A 16,695-nucleotide genomic window follows, 5' to 3' on the forward strand; every position below is an offset into this window, starting at 1 on the left:
CCCGCCGGTGATGCCTCCCCGGTGCCGGCCGACAGGGTGTGAACCATGTATCATGATCGGTACAATCAGGAACCATCGTTCGCCCGGGTGAACGGGATTGAGATCGCCTACGACACCTTCGGGGACCCCGGCGATCCGCCCATGCTGCTGATCATGGGGTACAACTCCCAGATGATCGTCTGGGAGGAGCATTTCTGCGACATGCTCGCGTCCCGGGGGTTCCGTGTCATCAGGTTCGACAACCGTGATGTGGGGCTGTCCACGAAACTCGACTGGACGGGGCGGCCCGATATCAGGGCCCTCCTGGAGGGACGGCCGGGGGCGGGGGAAAAGGTGCCTTACACGCTTCACGACATGGCCGGTGATGCCGTCGGTCTTCTCGACGCGCTGGGGATCTCATCGGCTCACATAGCGGGTGTGTCGATGGGGGGTATGATCGGCCAGCTCATGGCGATAGGGTATCCCCATCGGGTGCTGTCCCTGGCATCAATGATGTCCACCACGGGGGACCTGATCCTTCAGCTTCGGAAGCAGGGGGTCAACCCGCTTCTGCTCACGCCCATGCCGGAAGAGCGGGATGCCTATGTGTCGGTCTTCGTCGAAGCATGCAGGCTCCTGAACGGTGACCGGTATCCGATCGATGAAGAGGCCGTCAGGACCCTGGCCGAGAGGAGCTTTGCCAGGGGCGTGTATCCCGACGGCGGTGCCCGGCAGATGGCGGCCATGATCGCGTCGGGAAGCAGAAAACGGGACCTTGCGGCCCTGTCTCTGCCCGTGCTGGTGATACACGGGTCCGATGATCCCCTCATCCCCGTCGCATGCGGTGTCGAGACGGCGGCTGCCGTTGCCGGCGCGAAGCTCATGATAATCGACGGACTGGGACATTCGGTCCCCATGCAGTTGTGGCCGGACATCATTGACGCACTCGCGGACAACGCCCGCGAAGCGGATGCGAAAAAGGAAGGAAGATAGCAAGGTTCGGGCCGGCGTGTTCCGGGGAGGCGGGAGACACACTACCCCGGCGGAAAGGAGAAGGCCATGGAAGAGTCCCTGAAAGAACGGCACCGGTTTTTTCTCAAGGACAGTGTCCGGAAACAGATCGATTTTTCCCGGACCGACCAGAGCCTCGGAAAGGCCCCGCCGCCCATTGAAAAACCTTATGATGCCGGGTCCGTCAGGATCGATCTTCCTTCACGGGATTCCTGGAAGGGGATCGGGGACATCGGCCTCATCAGGGCTATCGACAACCGGAGAAGCCGGCGCAGCTTTCTGAAGGAGCCGCTCACCCTCGATGAGCTGTCCTTTCTACTCTGGGCGACACAAGGTATCCGCATGCGGATCGACGCGGGACACGCCTACCGAACGGTCCCCTCGGCCGGGTGCCGGCACGCCCTGGAGACTTATCTCTGCGTTCTCAACGTAAGCGGCCTTGCCCAGGGCCTGTACCGGTATCTTCCCCTCGAACATCAGCTTCTTGTGGAGTACCGGGATACTGGCCTGGCGGGCAGGATCGTCAGGGCATCCTTCGGCCAGCCCTATCCGGGCGAGGCGGCCGTCACGTTCATCTGGACGGCCGTTCCCTATCGGATGGAATGGCGGTACGGCCCGGCGGCCCACAAGGTGATCGCCATCGACGCGGGTCACGTCTGCCAGAACCTGTATCTTGCCTGCGAGGCGATCGGCGCCGGGACCTGCGCCGTGGCGGCCTATGACCAGGATGGGATGGACGAATTCCTGGGGATCGACGGGGATGAGGAATTCGTCGTCTATTGTGCCCCGGTGGGCAGGGTGTGAGGAACACGGTACCGGAAGTGTCCATGGAGAAGATAGAGCTTATCCTTTTTGATTTCGGCGGCGTGACTTTTTCAAATACTTTGACATAATCGTGAACAGCTATTATGAAGAGAAGAGCAAGCAGGACCTGACCCTCTTCGACGGGGTCGTTCCGCGCAGGGGGGGTGCCGGACGGTTACCGGCAGCCTGAAACGAACACGCATCGGTACAGGAAAATGCGAGACCGGTCCGGAAGAACCGGGACCGGGTAAAGGGGGATTTTTCGCTTCGGTCACAGGAAGCGGTGCCGCCGGCGGGACAGGTCCCCCGGCGCGCGGGGGGTGAAAATGGAAGTCCTTTTCTTTCCCGGAGAGAGGGTTCTCAGGCCCATGCCGCAGGGCGGCTGCCTTGACGTGCAGCTCTCGCTCCTGGACGATCGGGCACTGCAGGTCAAAAAGCCCATTTTTTCCTTTGATGTCCTGGTTTCCTTTGAGAGCGGCGCCATGGTCAGGATATATGGTCTCAGTTACGTGAGGCTCGCCCTCTACAGGAACGTCCATGATTACGTTAAAGGGATAATCGAACGGCAGTGGCACCGTTCAAAGAACGAAAAGGTCCGCCTTGTCCTGATGCTCAATCGCTGAATCGACTGCGCGGTCCGGTTCTTCACGGCACGGACATGAAGATGTGCCGCGATATCGTCATGTTTCCCGGTACAGTTTCTGTTCGTTGATGTATTCCCTGACGGGTTCGGGGACCAGGTACCGGATTGACCGCCCCGCCCGGACACGGCTTCTGATATCCGTGGAAGAGATGTCGAGCTGGGTGACGGCCCGAAAGAGGATGAGATATCCCGTCGGTCCTCTGAAACCGCCCGCTGGGGCGTCATAGACGAACCGAAGGGGGCAATCCCGGGGCAGGATCTTTGACAGGTCGCTCCGGTCGTATCCCGGGCGGGTCATGACGACAAAGTGGCAGAGCGTCAGGAGCTCCTGCCAGTCCCGCCATTTTCTGATATCGGCAAAGGCGTCCCTGCCGAGGATAAAGTAGAGCTCGGTTCCCGGTGGTGCCGTTTCGCGGAAGTCGCATACGGTGTCGATCGAGTACGAAGACCCCTGCCGCCGGCCTTCCATGTCGGAACAGGTGAAAGTCGGGGCCCCCTCGATGGCCCGCCGTACCATTTCCCGGCGGTGAGAAAAGGGGGTTGTTTCCGCACCGGTTTTCAGCGGTTGCTGCAGCGCGGGTATCAGGATCATCCGATCCAGCGACTCCGATTCGATGATCTCCTCGGCACACCTGAGATGACCGTAGTGAACGGGATCGAAGCTGCCCCCGAACAATCCCCATTTCATGACCGTACCTGTCCGTTTCCGTAAATGATGAACTTGGTCGTCGTCAGCTCCTCCAGACCCATGGGGCCGAAGGCGTGCAGTTTTGTGGTGCTGATACCGATCTCGGCGCCCAGTCCCAGCTGGAACCCGTCGCTGAAGCGCGTCGACGCGTTCACCAGGACCGTCGAGGAATTGACCTCGCGCAGGAATCGCTGAGAATTCTCATAGTCCCGGGTAACGATCGATTCCGTGTGCAGCGAACCGTACCGCTCGATATGGGCCATCGCTTCGTCGATGTCTTCAACGACGCGGACGGCGAGGATGAGGTCCAGGTATTCCTCGTACCAATCCTCCTCTCCGGCTGCCTCCATGTCGGGGATGACGGCCCGGGTCCTGTCGCACCCCTTCAGCCGGACGCCGGACGCCCTCATTTTTTCGGTTATGACCGGCAGGAACCGCCCGGCGATGCCGGCATGGACGAGAAGCGTTTCCATGGCGTTGCAGACACCGGGTCGCTGGACCTTGGCGTTCATGCAGATGTCGCAGGCCATGCCGGGGTCGGCCGTCTCGTCGACGAACACGTGGCAGACACCCTTGTAGTGTTTGATAACGGGGATCCGCGACTGGCGGACCACCGCCCTGATCAGCTCCTCACCGCCGCGGGGGATGATGAGATCGATGTATTCTTCCTGGGAAAGCATTACCTCCACCGCCTGCCGGTCCGTGACGGGAATGATCTGTATGGCCGTTCCGGGGATGCCGTGTTTCTCGCAGGCGTCCCGAAGGATGCCGGCGATCGCCAGGTTCGAATTGATCGCCTCGGACCCTCCCCGGAGAATGACGGCGTTCCCCGATTTCATGCAGAGGGCCGCCGCGTCGGCGGTCACGTTGGGACGGGATTCATAGATGATGCCGATGACACCCAGGGGGATGCGCATCCGCCCCACCATGAGCCCGTTGGGTCGTTTCCACATGGAAGTTATCGAACCCACGGGATCGGGAAGGGCCGCGATCTCTCTCAATCCTTCCGCCATTGCGCCGATCGCTGTTCCCGTCAGCGTCAAGCGGTCGATCATTGCCGCTGAAAGGCCCTTCTCCCGCGCATAGGAGAGGTCCCTGGCGTTTTCTTCAATGATGAGGTCGCCCTGCCGGACAAGTCCATCCGCCATATCGTGAAGGGCTTCGTTCTTCCTGTTCGACGGAACCGTTGCAAGCCTGTTTGCGGCCGCCCGCGCCTGTTTCGCTATGGTGATCACTTCATTGCCGACGTCCATGGGTGCCTTTTTCTCCTGTCCGCATCGTGCGGTGTGACCGATGCCCTGAATTTCATGCCCTTTTTGCATTGAACCAAAGAACTTTATAGGATATGAAATGCCCTGTCAAGATTCCAGGGGCTATGGTCTTCAATTGATCCCGGCGGGGAATGCCGATGAGCGATATCCGTGTCAAGGCGGGAAAACATGTCTTTGCCATGATCCAGGACGGAGGATTCGATTTAGACCGGGTGACCACTTTCATCGGTCCCGGCGCCGGCCCCCGCTGGCTCATCGCATCCGGTTTCGACAGCACCCTCGTACGAAGTGACCTGCTGGGGAGAAGAAAACCGGTCCTCCTTGTCGGTTCATCGGCGGGGGCCCTTCGATTGGCCGCCTGGTTGCAGCCGGAGTTTGAAAAAAGTTACCAGGCCCTGGTGGATTCATACCTGTCCCTCGTGTTCAGCCGCCGGGACAACCGCCGGACCATCCTGCGGGCGATCTCGAATCTTATCGACGAGTATGTTGAAAACGACGCGCTTCCCTTTGCCTTGAGAAACCGGCGGTTCCGCATCGCCGTCATTACGGCCCGGTCGCGTGCCATGACGGCCTCCGAGATACCGCCGATCCTGGGCGCCGGCCTCGGGGCGGCCTTTCTTGCCAATGCCGTCCATAGCTCGCTCATGCACCGGTTTTTCAGCCGCGTCGTCTTTTATAACGGCCCCATCGTTCCCCGTTTCTGCCTGGACAGGTCCTTCAGGGGAGAGACGGTTGCGTTGAACGAAATAAATTTCAAGCATGCCCTGCTGGCGACATCGGCGATCCCCCTTGCCGTCTCCGGGGTGAGGGATATATACGGCGCCCGTACGGGCGTGTACCGGGACGGCGGCCTGATGGATTATCACCTGAATCAGCGGTATGCGGCGACCGATGAGGAGGTGACCCTGTTCTTCCACCATCAGGAACGGATCATTCCGGCCTGGATGGATAAAAAACTGCCCTATCGAAAGCCGCGTCCGGGAGTCCTGGATTCCGTCCTGATGGTCCATCTCTCGGAGGACTTCGTCGAGAAGCTGCCCGGCGGCAGAGTGCCGGACCGGACCGATTTCCGTACCTATGCGGGTGATCCGGAGACGAGGATCGCATACTGGCGGAAGGCCGTGGAGCTTGCGGCGCCTTTGGGGGAACAGTTCCTGGACCTGGTTGCCGGCGGCAGGCTGCGGCAGGTCGTTGAGAAACTATGAATTACCGGGACCGGAAACAGGATCATCAGGCCATCCTGCGGGACCGGGCGGAACGGCTTGCGGCCATGCTGTGCGACTGCACGCTCTGCCCGCGCCGGTGCCGTGTCAACCGGCTGAAAGGGGAGAAAGGGTTCTGCGGGATCGGAGACAGGGCCCTCGTCAGCTCCGTCCTCGCCCATCATGGGGAAGAGCCTCCCATTTCCGGCAGCGGCGGTGCCGGAACGATCTTTTTTGCGTCCTGCAACCTTCGCTGCCGCTTCTGCCAGAACTACCAGATCAGCCACCGGGCGGCGGGGACGCCGATGGACGGTGCCGCCCTGGCCGATGAAATGCTGCGGCTGCAGGATGACGGCTGCCATAATATCGAGGCCGTGACGGCGACCCCCCAGGTCGCCGCCCTTGTCGGATCCCTCAGCCGTGCCGTCGAGAAGGGGCTTTCGCTGCCCCTTGTCTATAACTGCGGCGGCTACGAGGACCCGGATGTCATCGATCTCCTTGAGGGGATCGTCGATGTCTATCTGCCCGATCTCAAGTTCGGGCTCGCGGAGGATGCCCTGCGCTTCACCGGGGTCGAGGATTATGTGGAGACGGCCCTGGCGGCGATCGGAAAAATGCTGGCACAGGTGGGGCCTGAGCCGGAGTTCGAGGGGGGGATTATGAGGAAGGGCATGATAATCCGGCACCTGGTCCTGCCCGGAAGTATGGAGAACAGCCGCCGGGTGCTGCGGCTCATCAGGGAGCACCTGTCGGCGGCGGTGCCCCTCAGTATCATGTCCCAGTACACGCCGGTGCCTCCCGTGGCGGATGATCCCGTCCTGGGAAGGAGGGTGACACGCCGGGAGTATGAAGAAGTGGTGAATGAAGCACTCGACCTGGGATTCGAATACCTCTTCGTGCAGGAAGTGAGCGACCTGGCGCTCGCTCCCGACTTTGACCGGGGAAAACCCTTTCAATGGGCCGGCCCCGGTGATACAAAGGAGCCAACAGAAACGTCGAGAGGTGAAACATGAGCGACATAACGAAAATAGGGATCATCATCTGTGATCGCTACCGCCGGTGCGCCGGAGGAAAATGCATCCGGGCCATGAAGAACCGGGAAGGTGCCTTCAGCATATACGGAGACACCCCGCTGGAACTGGTCGGATTCACCACCTGCGATGGATGCCCGGGAGGGAATATTGAATACGCCGGCGAAGAAATGGTGAAGAACGGGGCGCAGGTCATCCACCTGGCCACGGGTTTTATCGTCGGGTATCCGCCCTGTCCTTACATTGACACTTTCAGGAAGTTTCTGGAGGCCCGATATCCCGTAAAGGTGGTTGTCGGCACGCACCCGATCCCGAAAAAATACCTCGACATGCACACATCCCTCGGTACCTGGGACGATCCGGCGACCGAACCCCTTCTGGATCCGATCATGGCTGACGATACCATTCGGCGGGCCTACGATTGACGGCTTCGTGAGAAGTTCCCCCGTGGCGCCCGGCGTTACCCCTTGCCATTGCGACGTGTACGCGAAGGACCCGGGGATCAGGGGACCTCATACACCTCCGCTCCCGGCGGCGGGGTGAAGCTGAAGAGCGGATCGGGAAGGCCGGTATTTGTTTCGATGTTTTCGAGAGAGAGGTCCGTTGTATTGTCGTAGAGGTCCGTAAAGCGGCACCGGATCACGCGGTATCGCTCATCTTCCACCGTCAACCGGAGCGTCTTGATACCCTCGGCGTAATCGGCCGGTGTCAGTATCAGTCCATACTGCCCCGCGGCATCGACGGCGGGTTCGGCGTAGGTGATGGTGAAGTCCTCCGTGAATTTTCCGATCCCGGCGAGGAACCGCAGGGTGATCTTCGAGGTGAGGATCCGCCGTGAATCCTGAACGTAGACCATATTGTCCGCCGGTATGTAAAGCCAGGCCTTCTCCGGATTAACGACGAGTTTCTTGGGGGCGGGGTGTTGATAGTCCCAGACCATGCAGGACGGTTTTTTGATGAAGACGACGCCTTCCTCCCGGATGGTCCGTCCCAGGGTTGCAATGAATGATTCCTGAACGAAGGACGCCCGTATGTCCGTCGTTCCGTCATACTGTTCCTGAACGCGATCGATCAGTTCGGCAAGGGGCGGGGGACCGTTCCCGAAGGCCGCGGAACCCCAGGTGCAGATCACGGCGGCGATCAGCAGCGCGGCGGTGAACAGTTGATAACATATTTCTTGCCGGGAATTCATATGCTCCTGGAGAGAAATCCTGTGGAAAATCGAAATGTAAGAAATAACTTCCGGTAATTATTATTAAATTTTTTGTGCCCGGATATTGTGCTGGGTCATTCAAAATATGAGAAATGAATATGATTTTACCCGTATCAACAGCACTGTCCACAGAGTTGTCAACAGCTCTGTGGACAGCGGGCAGCCTATTCCGATATCGTTATCCTCCAACCGAAAGGATCATCCTTTTCGCCGTACTGAAGATCAAGAAATTCTCGATAGAGCCGTTCCGTCAGGGGGCCTGTTGTGCCATCCTTGATCCTGTACTCGCGGTCCTTATAATAAATTTCTCCCACGGGCGACACAATCGCTGCCGTCCCCGACGCGAAGACCTCCAGGAGGGTCCCCTTGTCATGGGCCTCCATGATCTCGTCGATCGACACGGGGCGTTCCGTCACGGTGACCCCCCAGGACCGTGCCATGGTGAGCACGGAGTTTCTCATGATCCCCGGCAGAATGCTGCCCGAGAGACGGGGCGTAACGAGTTCCTCGCCTATGAGGAAGAAGATATTGCTCGTTCCCACTTCCTCCGCGTATTTGTGAAGCCGTGCGTCGAGCCACAGGACCTGCGCGTACCCCATCTTGTTCGCTTTCTGGGTTGCGTAGAGGCTCGCCGCGTAATTCCCCGCCGCCTTGCAGTATCCCACTCCACCCACGGCGGCCCTGACGTATTCTTCGGTGACATAGATCTTGGTCGGGCCGAACCCATGGGCGTAGTAAGCCCCCACGGGACCGACGATGATAAAGAAGATGTAATCGCTTGAGGCATGCACGCCGAGTGCCGGTTCAGTGGCGATCATGGTCGGCCTGATATAGAGCGAGGTGCCTTCCCCCCGGGGTATCCATTCCTTTTCAAGAAGCACCAGCCGTGTCACGGCTTCCATGAACACCTGTTTATCCACCGTGGGCATACAGAGCCGTTCGGCGGAGACGTTCATCCGCTTGATGTTTTCCTCGGGCCTGAAGAGATGGACGGCCCCGTCCTTTCCATAGTAAGCCTTCATGCCCTCAAATATTTCCTGCCCGTAATGAAAACACATTGATGCGGGGTCAAGGGTCAGGGGCCGATAGGGTTCGATCGAGGCATCGTGCCACCCCTTTTCACGGGTGTAATGCATGATGAAGAAATGGTCCGTGAACACCTTCCCGAACCCCAGTTCCGATTCATCGGTGGGTTTGGATTTCATTTTCTCCGGGGCGACTTTTGTCAGGGTTATTTCCATGGTGCTGTCTCCTCTGGGATTGCTTGCATTCAGCCCGATCTTCCGGCCCGTCCACTGTCGTGCTCATCTGGAACACGGGGAAGCCGCTGCCTCAGGCGCTTTCCGGGCATGTCCCCTCTAAGATTTCCGCACAATAGCATTAAAAAATGCTTCTATCAAGATTTCTGTACTGTATCGCTTCCGACAGATGATGCGATCGGATCCGCTGGTCGCCTTCCAGGTCGGCGATCGTGCGGGCGACCTTGAGGACCTTCGTATAGGCACGGCCGCTCAGGCCCAGCTTATCCATGGCCATCTCGATGAGTCTCCGGGAATCGGCGTCGAGGGAACAGAAGCGACGGATATCGCTGCTGGACATGCAAGCGTTGCCAGCCATACCGTTACCGCCAAAGCGGTCTTGTTGAAGGGACCGTGCCTTTTCGATCCGTGTCCTGATGTTCCGTGAACTCTCTCCCGGTGACTGCGCCGAGATCTGCCGGTACTCGACGGAAGGCACCTCGATGTGTATGTCGATGCGGTCGAGGAGCGGCCCCGATATCCGTCCCCGGTATCGCTGGATCTGCTGGGCGGAACAGCGGCAGTGCCTGCGATGATCCATGTAATACCCGCAGGGGCAGGGATTCATCGCCGCCACGAGCATGAATCTGGCCGGGTAGGTGATGGAGATCGAAGAGCGTGCGATGGTGACGCGGCCGTCCTCCATGGGTTGCCTCAGTACCTCCAGGACGTTTCTCCTGAACTCGGGCAGTTCATCGAGGAAGAGGACACCGTTGTGGGCCAGGCTGATCTCCCCCGGTCTGGGTATCTGGCCCCCGCCGACGAGTCCCGCGTCGGAAATGGAATGATGGGGCGCCCGGAAGGGACGGTGCGCCACCAGGGTGTTCTCCTTTTCGAGCAGGCCGGCCACTGAAAATATCTTTGTTGTTTCGATCGCCTCCTCAAAGGTCGGTTCCGGGAGGATCGTGACGAGCCTCTGGGCGAGCATGGTCTTTCCCGAGCCCGGCGAGCCGATCATGAGGATATTGTGGTTCCCGGCGGCGGCAACTTCCAGGGCCCGCTTCGCCTGCTCCTGCCCGCTCACATCGCCGAAGTCGAAGGGATACGAAGGGAACCGGAGGAACAGCTGTTCCCGTTCGACGGTAAAGGGTTCGATGGGGGTCGTTCCGTTCAGGAACTCAACGACATCGCTCAGGTGCCCGGCGCCGATCACCTCTACGCCCTCGACCACGGCGGCTTCCGGCGCGTTTTCTTCGGGGACGATTATTCCCGCAAGCCCCGTCTTGCGCGCGAGAAAAGCGGCGGACAGGGCGCCGGGGACACCCTTTATCCTGCCGTCCAGGGACAGTTCTCCCAGGATCATGAAATCACGGAGTTTCGCGGGCTTTACGATTTCCTCGACGGCGAGGATGCCCACGGCGATGGGCAGGTCGAAACCGGCCCCCTCTTTTTTGATATCGGCGGGGGCCAGGTTGATGGTCACCCGGTCCTGTGGAAACCGGTATCCGGAATTTCTGATGGCGGAACGGATGCGGTCCTTGCTTTCCCTGACCGCCATGTCGGGCAGTCCGACCGTCGAGAAATGGGGCAGACCGCAGGCTATGTCCACTTCGACATCGACGGGAAAGGAATCTATCCCGATAATGGTGCTGCTCGTAATGCGAACGATCACTGGCAATCCCCCCGTGCCTGTTGTCCGGCTATTGTAGTGAAGCGGACGCGCTTTGGCAAGGCTTTTGTTCGCCTTTTGTCCTGTTATTTCATGATGTTCGCTGATGTGTCAATTTGCAATGCCCTGTAAGGATAAATTGAACGGCGACCCCGACCCCCCGACCCCCGGATTACGGATTATGGATTACGGATTATGGATTACGAATCCCGAATCCCGACCCCCGACCCCCGGATCCCCAGGGTTTTTTAGGTGTGAGGGAAAAATGTGCTTTATCTTTTCTTCAAGAGTGGGTATGGGTATGGGGCGGCATGGCAGGGCGAAAAAAGGAGGAATACTTATGAAAACTCGCATTACGGAACTTCTGGGGATCGACTATCCGATCTTTCTGTCTGGGATGAGCTGGATCAGTGTGCCGGAGCTTGTAGCCGCCGTTTCAAATGCGGGAGGGCTGGGAATCCTGGCGACGGGCCCTCTTGATCCCGATCAGACCCGGGAATCGATTCGGAAGATACGATCGCTGACCGACAGGCCTTTCGGGGCGAATGCCTCTCTCCTGCTTCCCGGCGGGAACAAGAACGCCGAGGTGTTGCTGGAAGAAAAGGTCCCCCTGATAAACTTTGCTCTCGGCAAGGGAGACTGGCTCGTCCGTGAGGCCCACAAATACGGGGGCAAGGTGGTTGCCACGGTGACGAACCTCCATCACGCGAAGCGTGCCCAGGACTACGGGACCGATGGGGTCATAGCCACCGGTAACGAGGCGGCCGGTCACGGAGAGGCGGTAACCACCTTTCTGCTCATCCCGAGCCTTGTTGACGCGCTCGACATTCCGGTCATTGCCGCCGGTGGGATCGCCGACGGACGGGGGTTTGCGGCGGCGCTGACGCTCGGTGCCGAGGGTGTTGCCATGGGGACCCGGTTCATTACGACGAAAGAGAGCGTCGTTCACCAGCATATCAAGCGTCTGACCATTGAAAAGGATGTCTACGATACACTATACTCACGGCGATTTGACGGGCTCTGGTGCCGTATCATGGATACGGAGGGGGCGCGAAAGGCCCTGCGGAAAGGGCTTGACCTTCCGGCGGCCTTTTTCAATGCCCGGATCATCGCGAACCAGCTGAGACTTCCCTTTGTGAAGCTTTTTGTGGGCGTTATGCTCTCAGGATGGAAGAACGCCAAGCAACTTGCCTATTTTGCGAATGCCTTCAAGGCCATACAGATCGCCACGGAAGACGGAGATGTGACGAAGGGATTGCTCCCCGTCGGCCAGGCGACCGGCCTCGTTCACGATGAACCGACCGTGGCAGAGCTGATCGAGCGGATCGTTGCGGAGGCACGGTCCCTGCACGCGGGCCTTGGTGAGAAACTGGCCTGAGAGGCGATCCGACATCCAGCCTTTATCACTCCGGTTGCCGGGGCTCGGTCGTTGCGCTTGACGGGCCCCGCCAACTGTGTTAGCCTTCGTCACCGCGCGATGATATCGTGAGGACACCGGAACAGGTAGTTATATGGCCCAGTTCACGCATCTCGATGAAGATAACAAATCCCGCATGGTCGATGTGACCGAGAAGGAGCAGACCCTGAGGGAAGCCTGTGCCCGGGGACGGGTCCTGATGAAGCCGGAAACGGTGAAAGAGATCGAGGCCGGGGGTATGAAGAAGGGCGATGTCCTCGGGGTGGCGAGGATCGCCGGGATAATGGCCGCCAAACGCACGGGCGATATCATTCCGCTGTGTCACCCCCTGGAGTTGACGGGGATCGACATTCAATTCACCATCGACGCTGCGGCGGGCGAGATAACGATAGAGGCACGGGTGCGAACCGTGGGAAGGACCGGTGTCGAGATGGAAGCCCTGACGGCGGTCAGCGCGGCGTCCCTGACGATCTACGATATGTGCAAATCAGCGGACCGGGAGATCATCCTGACCGACATCATGCTGATGGAAAAAAGCGGCGGGAGAAGCGGCACATATGTGCGCAATAAATGAACATACCTCCTGCGGTGAATGCCGATGAAAACACCACATACCTACCGGACGCGGAAACTGTTCATGATCCCCTTCAGCATCGACCTGCTGCTTCTTTTCGCGCTCATAATCATTTCCTTCATGACGAAAAGCCTCCTGGCCGAACGGATCATCCTGATCCTGATCTGTATACCGCTGCTCTATATTTTTTTCGAATCGCTCTACCGGCGGACGACCATCGGGGAGGAAAAACTCCGGATCGAGAAATTCCTGCGGAAAAAAGAGGTGCCCTGGAAAGAGATCATCAACGTGGATATCATGACCGTCGGGAAGAAGGCCTACCTCCTGCTGACGGCGAAGAAGGGATTTCACATCCTTCCCAACTCGCATGAGAATTTTGTATCACTGGTACGGGACATTGCCGGCCGTGTGGGAAATGAAAATGTCGAAGAAAGAGTGTCCGCTTTTATCGAAAAACCTGTCAGGAGAACGGCCGATATCGTCGCGTCGTGGGTGGCGGTGGTCCTCCTGATGGTGGTGATATTCCTGAAGTTGACGATTTCAGCACCGTGAGACGGATTTTTTATTTTTATGTATTGACGGCGTCATAAAAAGGTCCTATACTCGGTTTCACTTTTCCTCACAGTGCGGCTGGTGAACAATCCCGGGCCCGATCAAGGGGGGCAGGTGGTGCGTGCCCGGGACCTTTCAACCCCTTTGCTGAAATATCTGTGTGGCGATATCCCGCTATGAAGTGGTCGTGTTTTTCTTTTTTCAAAAAAGGATAGTTTTTTAATGAGTGTTCGTGATCGCGATACTGTAAACATTTCCTCATTTCCCGCCATTGAAGAAGTGATCGAAAAGAGACTTGAAGAGATCGTCACGCTCCTTGATTCCGGCAACGGAGAGAACGGCAAACTCTATGATGAGGTCCTGTGCCTGGTAGAACGATGCCTGATCAAGATAGCCATGCGCAGGTCCAATAACATCAAGAAAGCCGCCGCCGACTTCCTTGGTATCAACCGGAACACCCTCCACAGCAAGATCAATAAGCTCGATATTCAGGGATGATGATTCACCGGACAAGACGGTGGTCAAGGGGATCCGTCTCCCGCAGGACGGACAGCAATGCTTCCTGGATATGCCCGTTTGACGCCGCGATGCCCGGTGATTCCAGATAAAACCCGCCGCCGTCGATGCCGGTGACGATGCCCCCCGCCTCTTCCACCATGAGCCAGCCGGCCGCCGTATCCCAGGGGTGCAGCTTCAATTCCCAGAAACCGTCAAAGCGGCCCGCGGCCAGATAGGCGAGATCAAGCGCCGCGGAACCGGCGCGGCGTATCGCCTGGACCTTCAGCGCCAGTTCATTGAAGTAATTGATGTTATTGTCGGGGTTTGTCCTGATGTCGTAAGGGAATCCCGTCGCGAGAAGGCTTTTCGAAAGGTCTTTCGTATCGGAAACGACGAGGCGCCTTTCATTGAGAAAGGCCCCGGCTCCCTTCTCCGCGATGAAGAGCTCATCGAGCAGGGGATCGTATATGACGCCCAGTATGATCCGTCCCTCTTTCTCAAAGGCGATGGAGACGCAGAACTGGGGAAAACCGTGGGCGAAGTTGGTGGTCCCGTCCAGGGGATCGATGATCCATCGATAGGAAGACCCCTTCCGAATGGGGGAGGATTCCTCGGCGAGGATGTCGTGTTCGGGGAAGGCCCCGGTTATGCGCGATATGATCAGTTCCTCCGACAGGGTATCCGTTTCCGTCACCAGGTTGATCGCCCCCTTGTACGCCACCCGGTGAGGACCGTGAAACCGCTCCTTGAGCAACGCGCCCGCTTCCCGCGCCAGGGCCTGTGCAAATTCTCCGTATTCGGACATGTAAGGGCTCCCGTAAAAGATGTTCGGCCGGGGAATATGTTACCGGCATATGAAGGTTCTGACCCATGCCCTTACTTCATAATTGAATAATCTTCAAGATGATTACAGGGGTGGCCGCCGTTGTCGCTCGTTGGGAAGCGCGGCCGCACCGGGGAAAATCAGGAAATACGAAAGCATTTCTGTTGCCTCGCTTCGCATTTAATGATAGAGGATGCATAACTTTTTTACAGTATGCAGGTGTCGATGAAGGACGAGGAAGAGGTACAGAAATCAGCGACCGAAGTCCCGGAGAAAGAGAAATCCCCGCCGGGCTTGAGGCAATTGCGGGAATCGAAGGGGTTATCGATCAAGGCCGCTTCCAGTGAGACGCGGATCAGTCCTTCCGTTCTCACGGCCATCGAGAACGAGGCCTTTGAGCTTCTGCCGGAACCGGTCTATTCACGGGCGTTCATAGGGACCTATGCCCGGTTTCTCGGCGCGGAAGGCCTCGATGTTCTCAAACGGTACAACGAATACACGGCTGAAAAAGAGAGGGGCCGTCTCAGGCGGGAGAGCAGCAGAAAGGAAGCCCGGTCGCAAATGAGGCGCGGTATCGTGCTTCTCGTTGTTCTGATCCTCTGCGCCCTTGCGTTCTTTTCCTACCAATATTTCTTTTCCGGGAATGATTCATCGGGGATAACACAGCAGGTCGGTGTGGTGATGGAGCAGGCGGATCGGCCGGATACCATGCCCGTGGCGGGTTCACCGGTGGAGCCGCCGGTGCCGGAGGACACGGGGGTCATCAGGGGAGAGGAGGCGCCGGCACCCGAGGAAACGGCGATGCCGGAACCGATCGTCCCGCCCGCCCCGGAACCGCAACCCCCGGAGACGCCGCAGTATACCTCTCATCACCTGCATATCGAAGCGACGGAATGGACCTGGCTTGAAATAACCCGTGATGATGATCTTCCCTTTGAAATACTGATGAAACCGGGTGACACCCTTTCCAGGGATGCCTCGGACAAGTTCGTCATGATCGTCGGGAATGCGAGCGGTGTTCGTATCACCTTCAACGGAGAACCGCTCGGTTCTCTGGGAAAACATGGTGAGGTGGTCCTTCTGACACTCCCCCGTGAGAAGGGTGCTCCCTGAACCGTCGCGGCCGGACCGGAAGATGGAAGTGAATGGTGATCCGGGAAAGATAGTTTGACAAAGCCCGGTCAATCCAGTAGTTTCGTGAATACGATACGTGCGGGGAGACACTCCCTGCCGAGTGAGGTGAGAAAGATATGTTCGGTGGTCTTGGAATGCCCGAGTTGCTGATAATCCTCGTGATTATCCTGATCATCTTTGGAGCGGGGAAATTGCCCGAGATAGGCGGCGCCATCGGAAAGGGCATCCGCAACTTCAAGAAATCAGTCACTGAACAGGATGAATCGGGCGGCAAGAAGGATACGGAAAAGATCGAGAAGAAGGACTGACGGCTGTTCGGCTGGCCCCCCTGCCTCTTACCGCATCCTTCACGGCCGTTCCATCGCTGAAGGCGCCGTTCATTCTTTACGCGGCACGGGCCTTCTCATCTAAAAGGGCACGTCGTCATCAGGTGCCTGTGACCCGGAAAAGGACCCCGAACCGGACTCCCAGCCTCCCGGGGCCTGACCGCCGTCGGAATCCTTCCTGTCAAGCATCTGCATGTTCTGTGCCACGATCTCCGTCGTATACCGCTTGTTGCCTTCCTTGTCCTCCCAGGTCCGTGTCTGGATCCTGCCGTCAATATATACAAGACTTCCCTTGGAAAGGTAGTTGCCGCATATTTCGGCGAGTTTTCGAAACGTTACGATCCGGTGCCATTCCGTCCGCTGTTCCTTGTTCCCGTTCTTGTCCTTCCACTGCTCGTTCGTGGCGAGATTGAAAGTCGTCACCATCGTTCCGTCCTGGGTGTACCGGACCTCCGGATCCGCGCCCAGCCTGCCGATAAGTATTGCCTTGTTGATCATGGGACCCCCCTTGCTCAGAATTTCAAAGCATCTTACACGACTCGCTCCATCTTGGCAAATCATTTATCCATGAGGCTTTGAGACCACATTCCCGGTTGACTTCGACGGTAATATTAAGTAGAAG

19 protein-coding genes are annotated in these 16,695 nt (G+C 58.3%); 12 read left to right on the top strand and 7 right to left on the bottom strand.

Going from position 1 to position 16,695, the window contains the following annotated elements; all coding sequences use genetic code 11:
• Nucleotides 1-45 precede the first annotated feature (45 nt).
• From JXO48_07810 to JXO48_07820, 3 genes are all read left to right on the top strand, one after another.
• Nucleotides 46-972, top strand: a complete 927-nt coding sequence (locus JXO48_07810) for an alpha/beta hydrolase (protein MBN2283780.1) — start codon at nt 46-48, stop codon at nt 970-972.
• A gap of 66 nt (nt 973-1,038) precedes the next feature.
• Complete coding sequence (locus tag JXO48_07815) at nt 1,039-1,794, top strand: SagB/ThcOx family dehydrogenase (protein MBN2283781.1); 756 nt, start codon at nt 1,039-1,041, stop codon at nt 1,792-1,794.
• A gap of 326 nt (nt 1,795-2,120) precedes the next feature.
• The gene (locus JXO48_07820; GenBank protein ID MBN2283782.1) at nt 2,121-2,417 is read left to right on the top strand and encodes a hypothetical protein; all 297 of its coding nucleotides are present in this window, start codon (nt 2,121-2,123) and stop codon (nt 2,415-2,417) included.
• Nucleotides 2,418-2,474: 57 nt separating this feature from the next.
• Here JXO48_07820 and JXO48_07825 read toward each other — a convergent pair whose 3' ends face one another.
• Together JXO48_07825 and JXO48_07830 are read right to left on the bottom strand one after the other, a co-directional pair.
• Complete coding sequence (locus tag JXO48_07825; protein ID MBN2283783.1) at nt 2,475-3,125, bottom strand: nicotinate-nucleotide adenylyltransferase; 651 nt, start codon at nt 3,123-3,125, stop codon at nt 2,475-2,477.
• Nucleotides 3,122-4,378, bottom strand: coding sequence for a glutamate-5-semialdehyde dehydrogenase (locus tag JXO48_07830; GenBank protein MBN2283784.1), 1,257 nt, complete (start codon nt 4,376-4,378; stop codon nt 3,122-3,124). The genes JXO48_07825 and JXO48_07830 overlap by 4 nt, the downstream gene beginning before the upstream one ends.
• A gap of 155 nt (nt 4,379-4,533) precedes the next feature.
• Here JXO48_07830 and JXO48_07835 point away from each other — a divergent pair, with 155 nt between their 5' ends.
• The 3 genes from JXO48_07835 to JXO48_07845 are packed head-to-tail and all read left to right on the top strand — an operon-like array spanning nt 4,534 to nt 7,054.
• Entirely contained in the window at nt 4,534-5,601 is a 1,068-nt protein-coding gene (locus JXO48_07835; protein ID MBN2283785.1) for a hypothetical protein, read from the top strand.
• Nucleotides 5,598-6,611 (top strand): 4Fe-4S cluster-binding domain-containing protein, encoded by a 1,014-nt coding sequence (locus JXO48_07840; GenBank protein ID MBN2283786.1) that lies wholly within the window; start codon nt 5,598-5,600, stop codon nt 6,609-6,611. Before JXO48_07835 ends, JXO48_07840 begins: the two co-directional genes overlap by 4 nt.
• Complete coding sequence (locus JXO48_07845) at nt 6,608-7,054, top strand: CGGC domain-containing protein (GenBank protein ID MBN2283787.1); 447 nt, start codon at nt 6,608-6,610, stop codon at nt 7,052-7,054. Before JXO48_07840 ends, JXO48_07845 begins: the two co-directional genes overlap by 4 nt.
• Before the next feature lie 77 nt (nt 7,055-7,131).
• Here the strand turns inward: JXO48_07845 and JXO48_07850 are convergent, their stop codons facing one another.
• From JXO48_07850 to JXO48_07860, 3 genes are all read right to left on the bottom strand, one after another.
• Nucleotides 7,132-7,821 (bottom strand): outer membrane lipoprotein carrier protein LolA, encoded by a 690-nt coding sequence (locus tag JXO48_07850; GenBank protein ID MBN2283788.1) that lies wholly within the window; start codon nt 7,819-7,821, stop codon nt 7,132-7,134.
• A gap of 185 nt (nt 7,822-8,006) precedes the next feature.
• Nucleotides 8,007-9,083 (bottom strand): branched-chain amino acid aminotransferase, encoded by a 1,077-nt coding sequence (locus tag JXO48_07855; protein ID MBN2283789.1) that lies wholly within the window; start codon nt 9,081-9,083, stop codon nt 8,007-8,009.
• Between the two features lie 139 nt (nt 9,084-9,222).
• Nucleotides 9,223-10,752 (bottom strand): YifB family Mg chelatase-like AAA ATPase, encoded by a 1,530-nt coding sequence (locus JXO48_07860; protein MBN2283790.1) that lies wholly within the window; start codon nt 10,750-10,752, stop codon nt 9,223-9,225.
• A gap of 337 nt (nt 10,753-11,089) precedes the next feature.
• Here JXO48_07860 and JXO48_07865 point away from each other — a divergent pair, with 337 nt between their 5' ends.
• From JXO48_07865 to JXO48_07880, 4 genes are all read left to right on the top strand, one after another.
• Nucleotides 11,090-12,127 (top strand): nitronate monooxygenase, encoded by a 1,038-nt coding sequence (locus tag JXO48_07865; GenBank protein MBN2283791.1) that lies wholly within the window; start codon nt 11,090-11,092, stop codon nt 12,125-12,127.
• Between the two features lie 133 nt (nt 12,128-12,260).
• The gene (moaC, locus tag JXO48_07870) at nt 12,261-12,740 is read left to right on the top strand and encodes a cyclic pyranopterin monophosphate synthase MoaC (protein MBN2283792.1); all 480 of its coding nucleotides are present in this window, start codon (nt 12,261-12,263) and stop codon (nt 12,738-12,740) included.
• Nucleotides 12,741-12,764: 24 nt separating this feature from the next.
• On the top strand, nt 12,765-13,292 hold the full coding sequence (locus tag JXO48_07875) for a hypothetical protein (protein ID MBN2283793.1): 528 nt from the start codon (nt 12,765-12,767) through the stop codon (nt 13,290-13,292).
• 222 nt (nt 13,293-13,514) lie between these two features.
• Nucleotides 13,515-13,790: a Fis family transcriptional regulator gene (locus JXO48_07880; protein ID MBN2283794.1), complete on the top strand. Its 276-nt coding sequence runs from the start codon at nt 13,515-13,517 to the stop codon at nt 13,788-13,790.
• Between the two features lie 4 nt (nt 13,791-13,794).
• Here JXO48_07880 and JXO48_07885 read toward each other — a convergent pair whose 3' ends face one another.
• Nucleotides 13,795-14,595, bottom strand: a complete 801-nt coding sequence (locus tag JXO48_07885) for an inositol monophosphatase (GenBank protein MBN2283795.1) — start codon at nt 14,593-14,595, stop codon at nt 13,795-13,797.
• Between the two features lie 243 nt (nt 14,596-14,838).
• Here JXO48_07885 and JXO48_07890 point away from each other — a divergent pair, with 243 nt between their 5' ends.
• Nucleotides 14,839-15,726 (top strand): DUF4115 domain-containing protein, encoded by an 888-nt coding sequence (locus tag JXO48_07890; GenBank protein MBN2283796.1) that lies wholly within the window; start codon nt 14,839-14,841, stop codon nt 15,724-15,726.
• A 137-nt stretch (nt 15,727-15,863) separates the two neighbouring features.
• Nucleotides 15,864-16,055, top strand: coding sequence for a twin-arginine translocase TatA/TatE family subunit (gene tatA, locus JXO48_07895; protein MBN2283797.1), 192 nt, complete (start codon nt 15,864-15,866; stop codon nt 16,053-16,055).
• Between the two features lie 99 nt (nt 16,056-16,154).
• Here the strand turns inward: tatA and JXO48_07900 are convergent, their stop codons facing one another.
• Nucleotides 16,155-16,571 carry a single-stranded DNA-binding protein gene (locus tag JXO48_07900; protein MBN2283798.1) on the bottom strand — a complete coding sequence of 139 codons (417 nt, stop codon included), beginning with the start codon at nt 16,569-16,571 and terminating at the stop codon, nt 16,155-16,157.
• Nucleotides 16,572-16,695 lie beyond the last annotated feature (124 nt).

Source organism: Deltaproteobacteria bacterium (assembly GCA_016933965.1).
Lineage (GTDB): Bacteria > Desulfobacterota > Syntrophia > Syntrophales > UBA2210 > JAFGTS01.

Coding starts and splice junctions, on each gene's coding strand:
- JXO48_07890 (MBN2283796.1), top strand. CDS start 14,839: ATGAAGGACGAGGAAGAGGTACAGAAATCAGCGACCGAAGTCCCGGAG.
- JXO48_07845 (MBN2283787.1), top strand. CDS start 6,608: ATGAGCGACATAACGAAAATAGGGATCATCATCTGTGATCGCTACCGC.
- JXO48_07850 (MBN2283788.1), bottom strand. CDS start 7,821: ATGAATTCCCGGCAAGAAATATGTTATCAACTGTTCACCGCCGCGCTG.
- JXO48_07855 (MBN2283789.1), bottom strand. CDS start 9,083: ATGGAAATAACCCTGACAAAAGTCGCCCCGGAGAAAATGAAATCCAAA.
- moaC (MBN2283792.1), top strand. CDS start 12,261: ATGGCCCAGTTCACGCATCTCGATGAAGATAACAAATCCCGCATGGTC.
- JXO48_07875 (MBN2283793.1), top strand. CDS start 12,765: ATGAAAACACCACATACCTACCGGACGCGGAAACTGTTCATGATCCCC.
- JXO48_07900 (MBN2283798.1), bottom strand. CDS start 16,571: ATGATCAACAAGGCAATACTTATCGGCAGGCTGGGCGCGGATCCGGAG.
- JXO48_07885 (MBN2283795.1), bottom strand. CDS start 14,595: ATGTCCGAATACGGAGAATTTGCACAGGCCCTGGCGCGGGAAGCGGGC.
- JXO48_07865 (MBN2283791.1), top strand. CDS start 11,090: ATGAAAACTCGCATTACGGAACTTCTGGGGATCGACTATCCGATCTTT.
- JXO48_07830 (MBN2283784.1), bottom strand. CDS start 4,378: ATGGACGTCGGCAATGAAGTGATCACCATAGCGAAACAGGCGCGGGCG.
- JXO48_07810 (MBN2283780.1), top strand. CDS start 46: ATGTATCATGATCGGTACAATCAGGAACCATCGTTCGCCCGGGTGAAC.
- JXO48_07820 (MBN2283782.1), top strand. CDS start 2,121: ATGGAAGTCCTTTTCTTTCCCGGAGAGAGGGTTCTCAGGCCCATGCCG.
- JXO48_07840 (MBN2283786.1), top strand. CDS start 5,598: ATGAATTACCGGGACCGGAAACAGGATCATCAGGCCATCCTGCGGGAC.
- JXO48_07815 (MBN2283781.1), top strand. CDS start 1,039: ATGGAAGAGTCCCTGAAAGAACGGCACCGGTTTTTTCTCAAGGACAGT.
- JXO48_07825 (MBN2283783.1), bottom strand. CDS start 3,125: ATGAAATGGGGATTGTTCGGGGGCAGCTTCGATCCCGTTCACTACGGT.
- tatA (MBN2283797.1), top strand. CDS start 15,864: ATGTTCGGTGGTCTTGGAATGCCCGAGTTGCTGATAATCCTCGTGATT.
- JXO48_07835 (MBN2283785.1), top strand. CDS start 4,534: ATGAGCGATATCCGTGTCAAGGCGGGAAAACATGTCTTTGCCATGATC.
- JXO48_07880 (MBN2283794.1), top strand. CDS start 13,515: ATGAGTGTTCGTGATCGCGATACTGTAAACATTTCCTCATTTCCCGCC.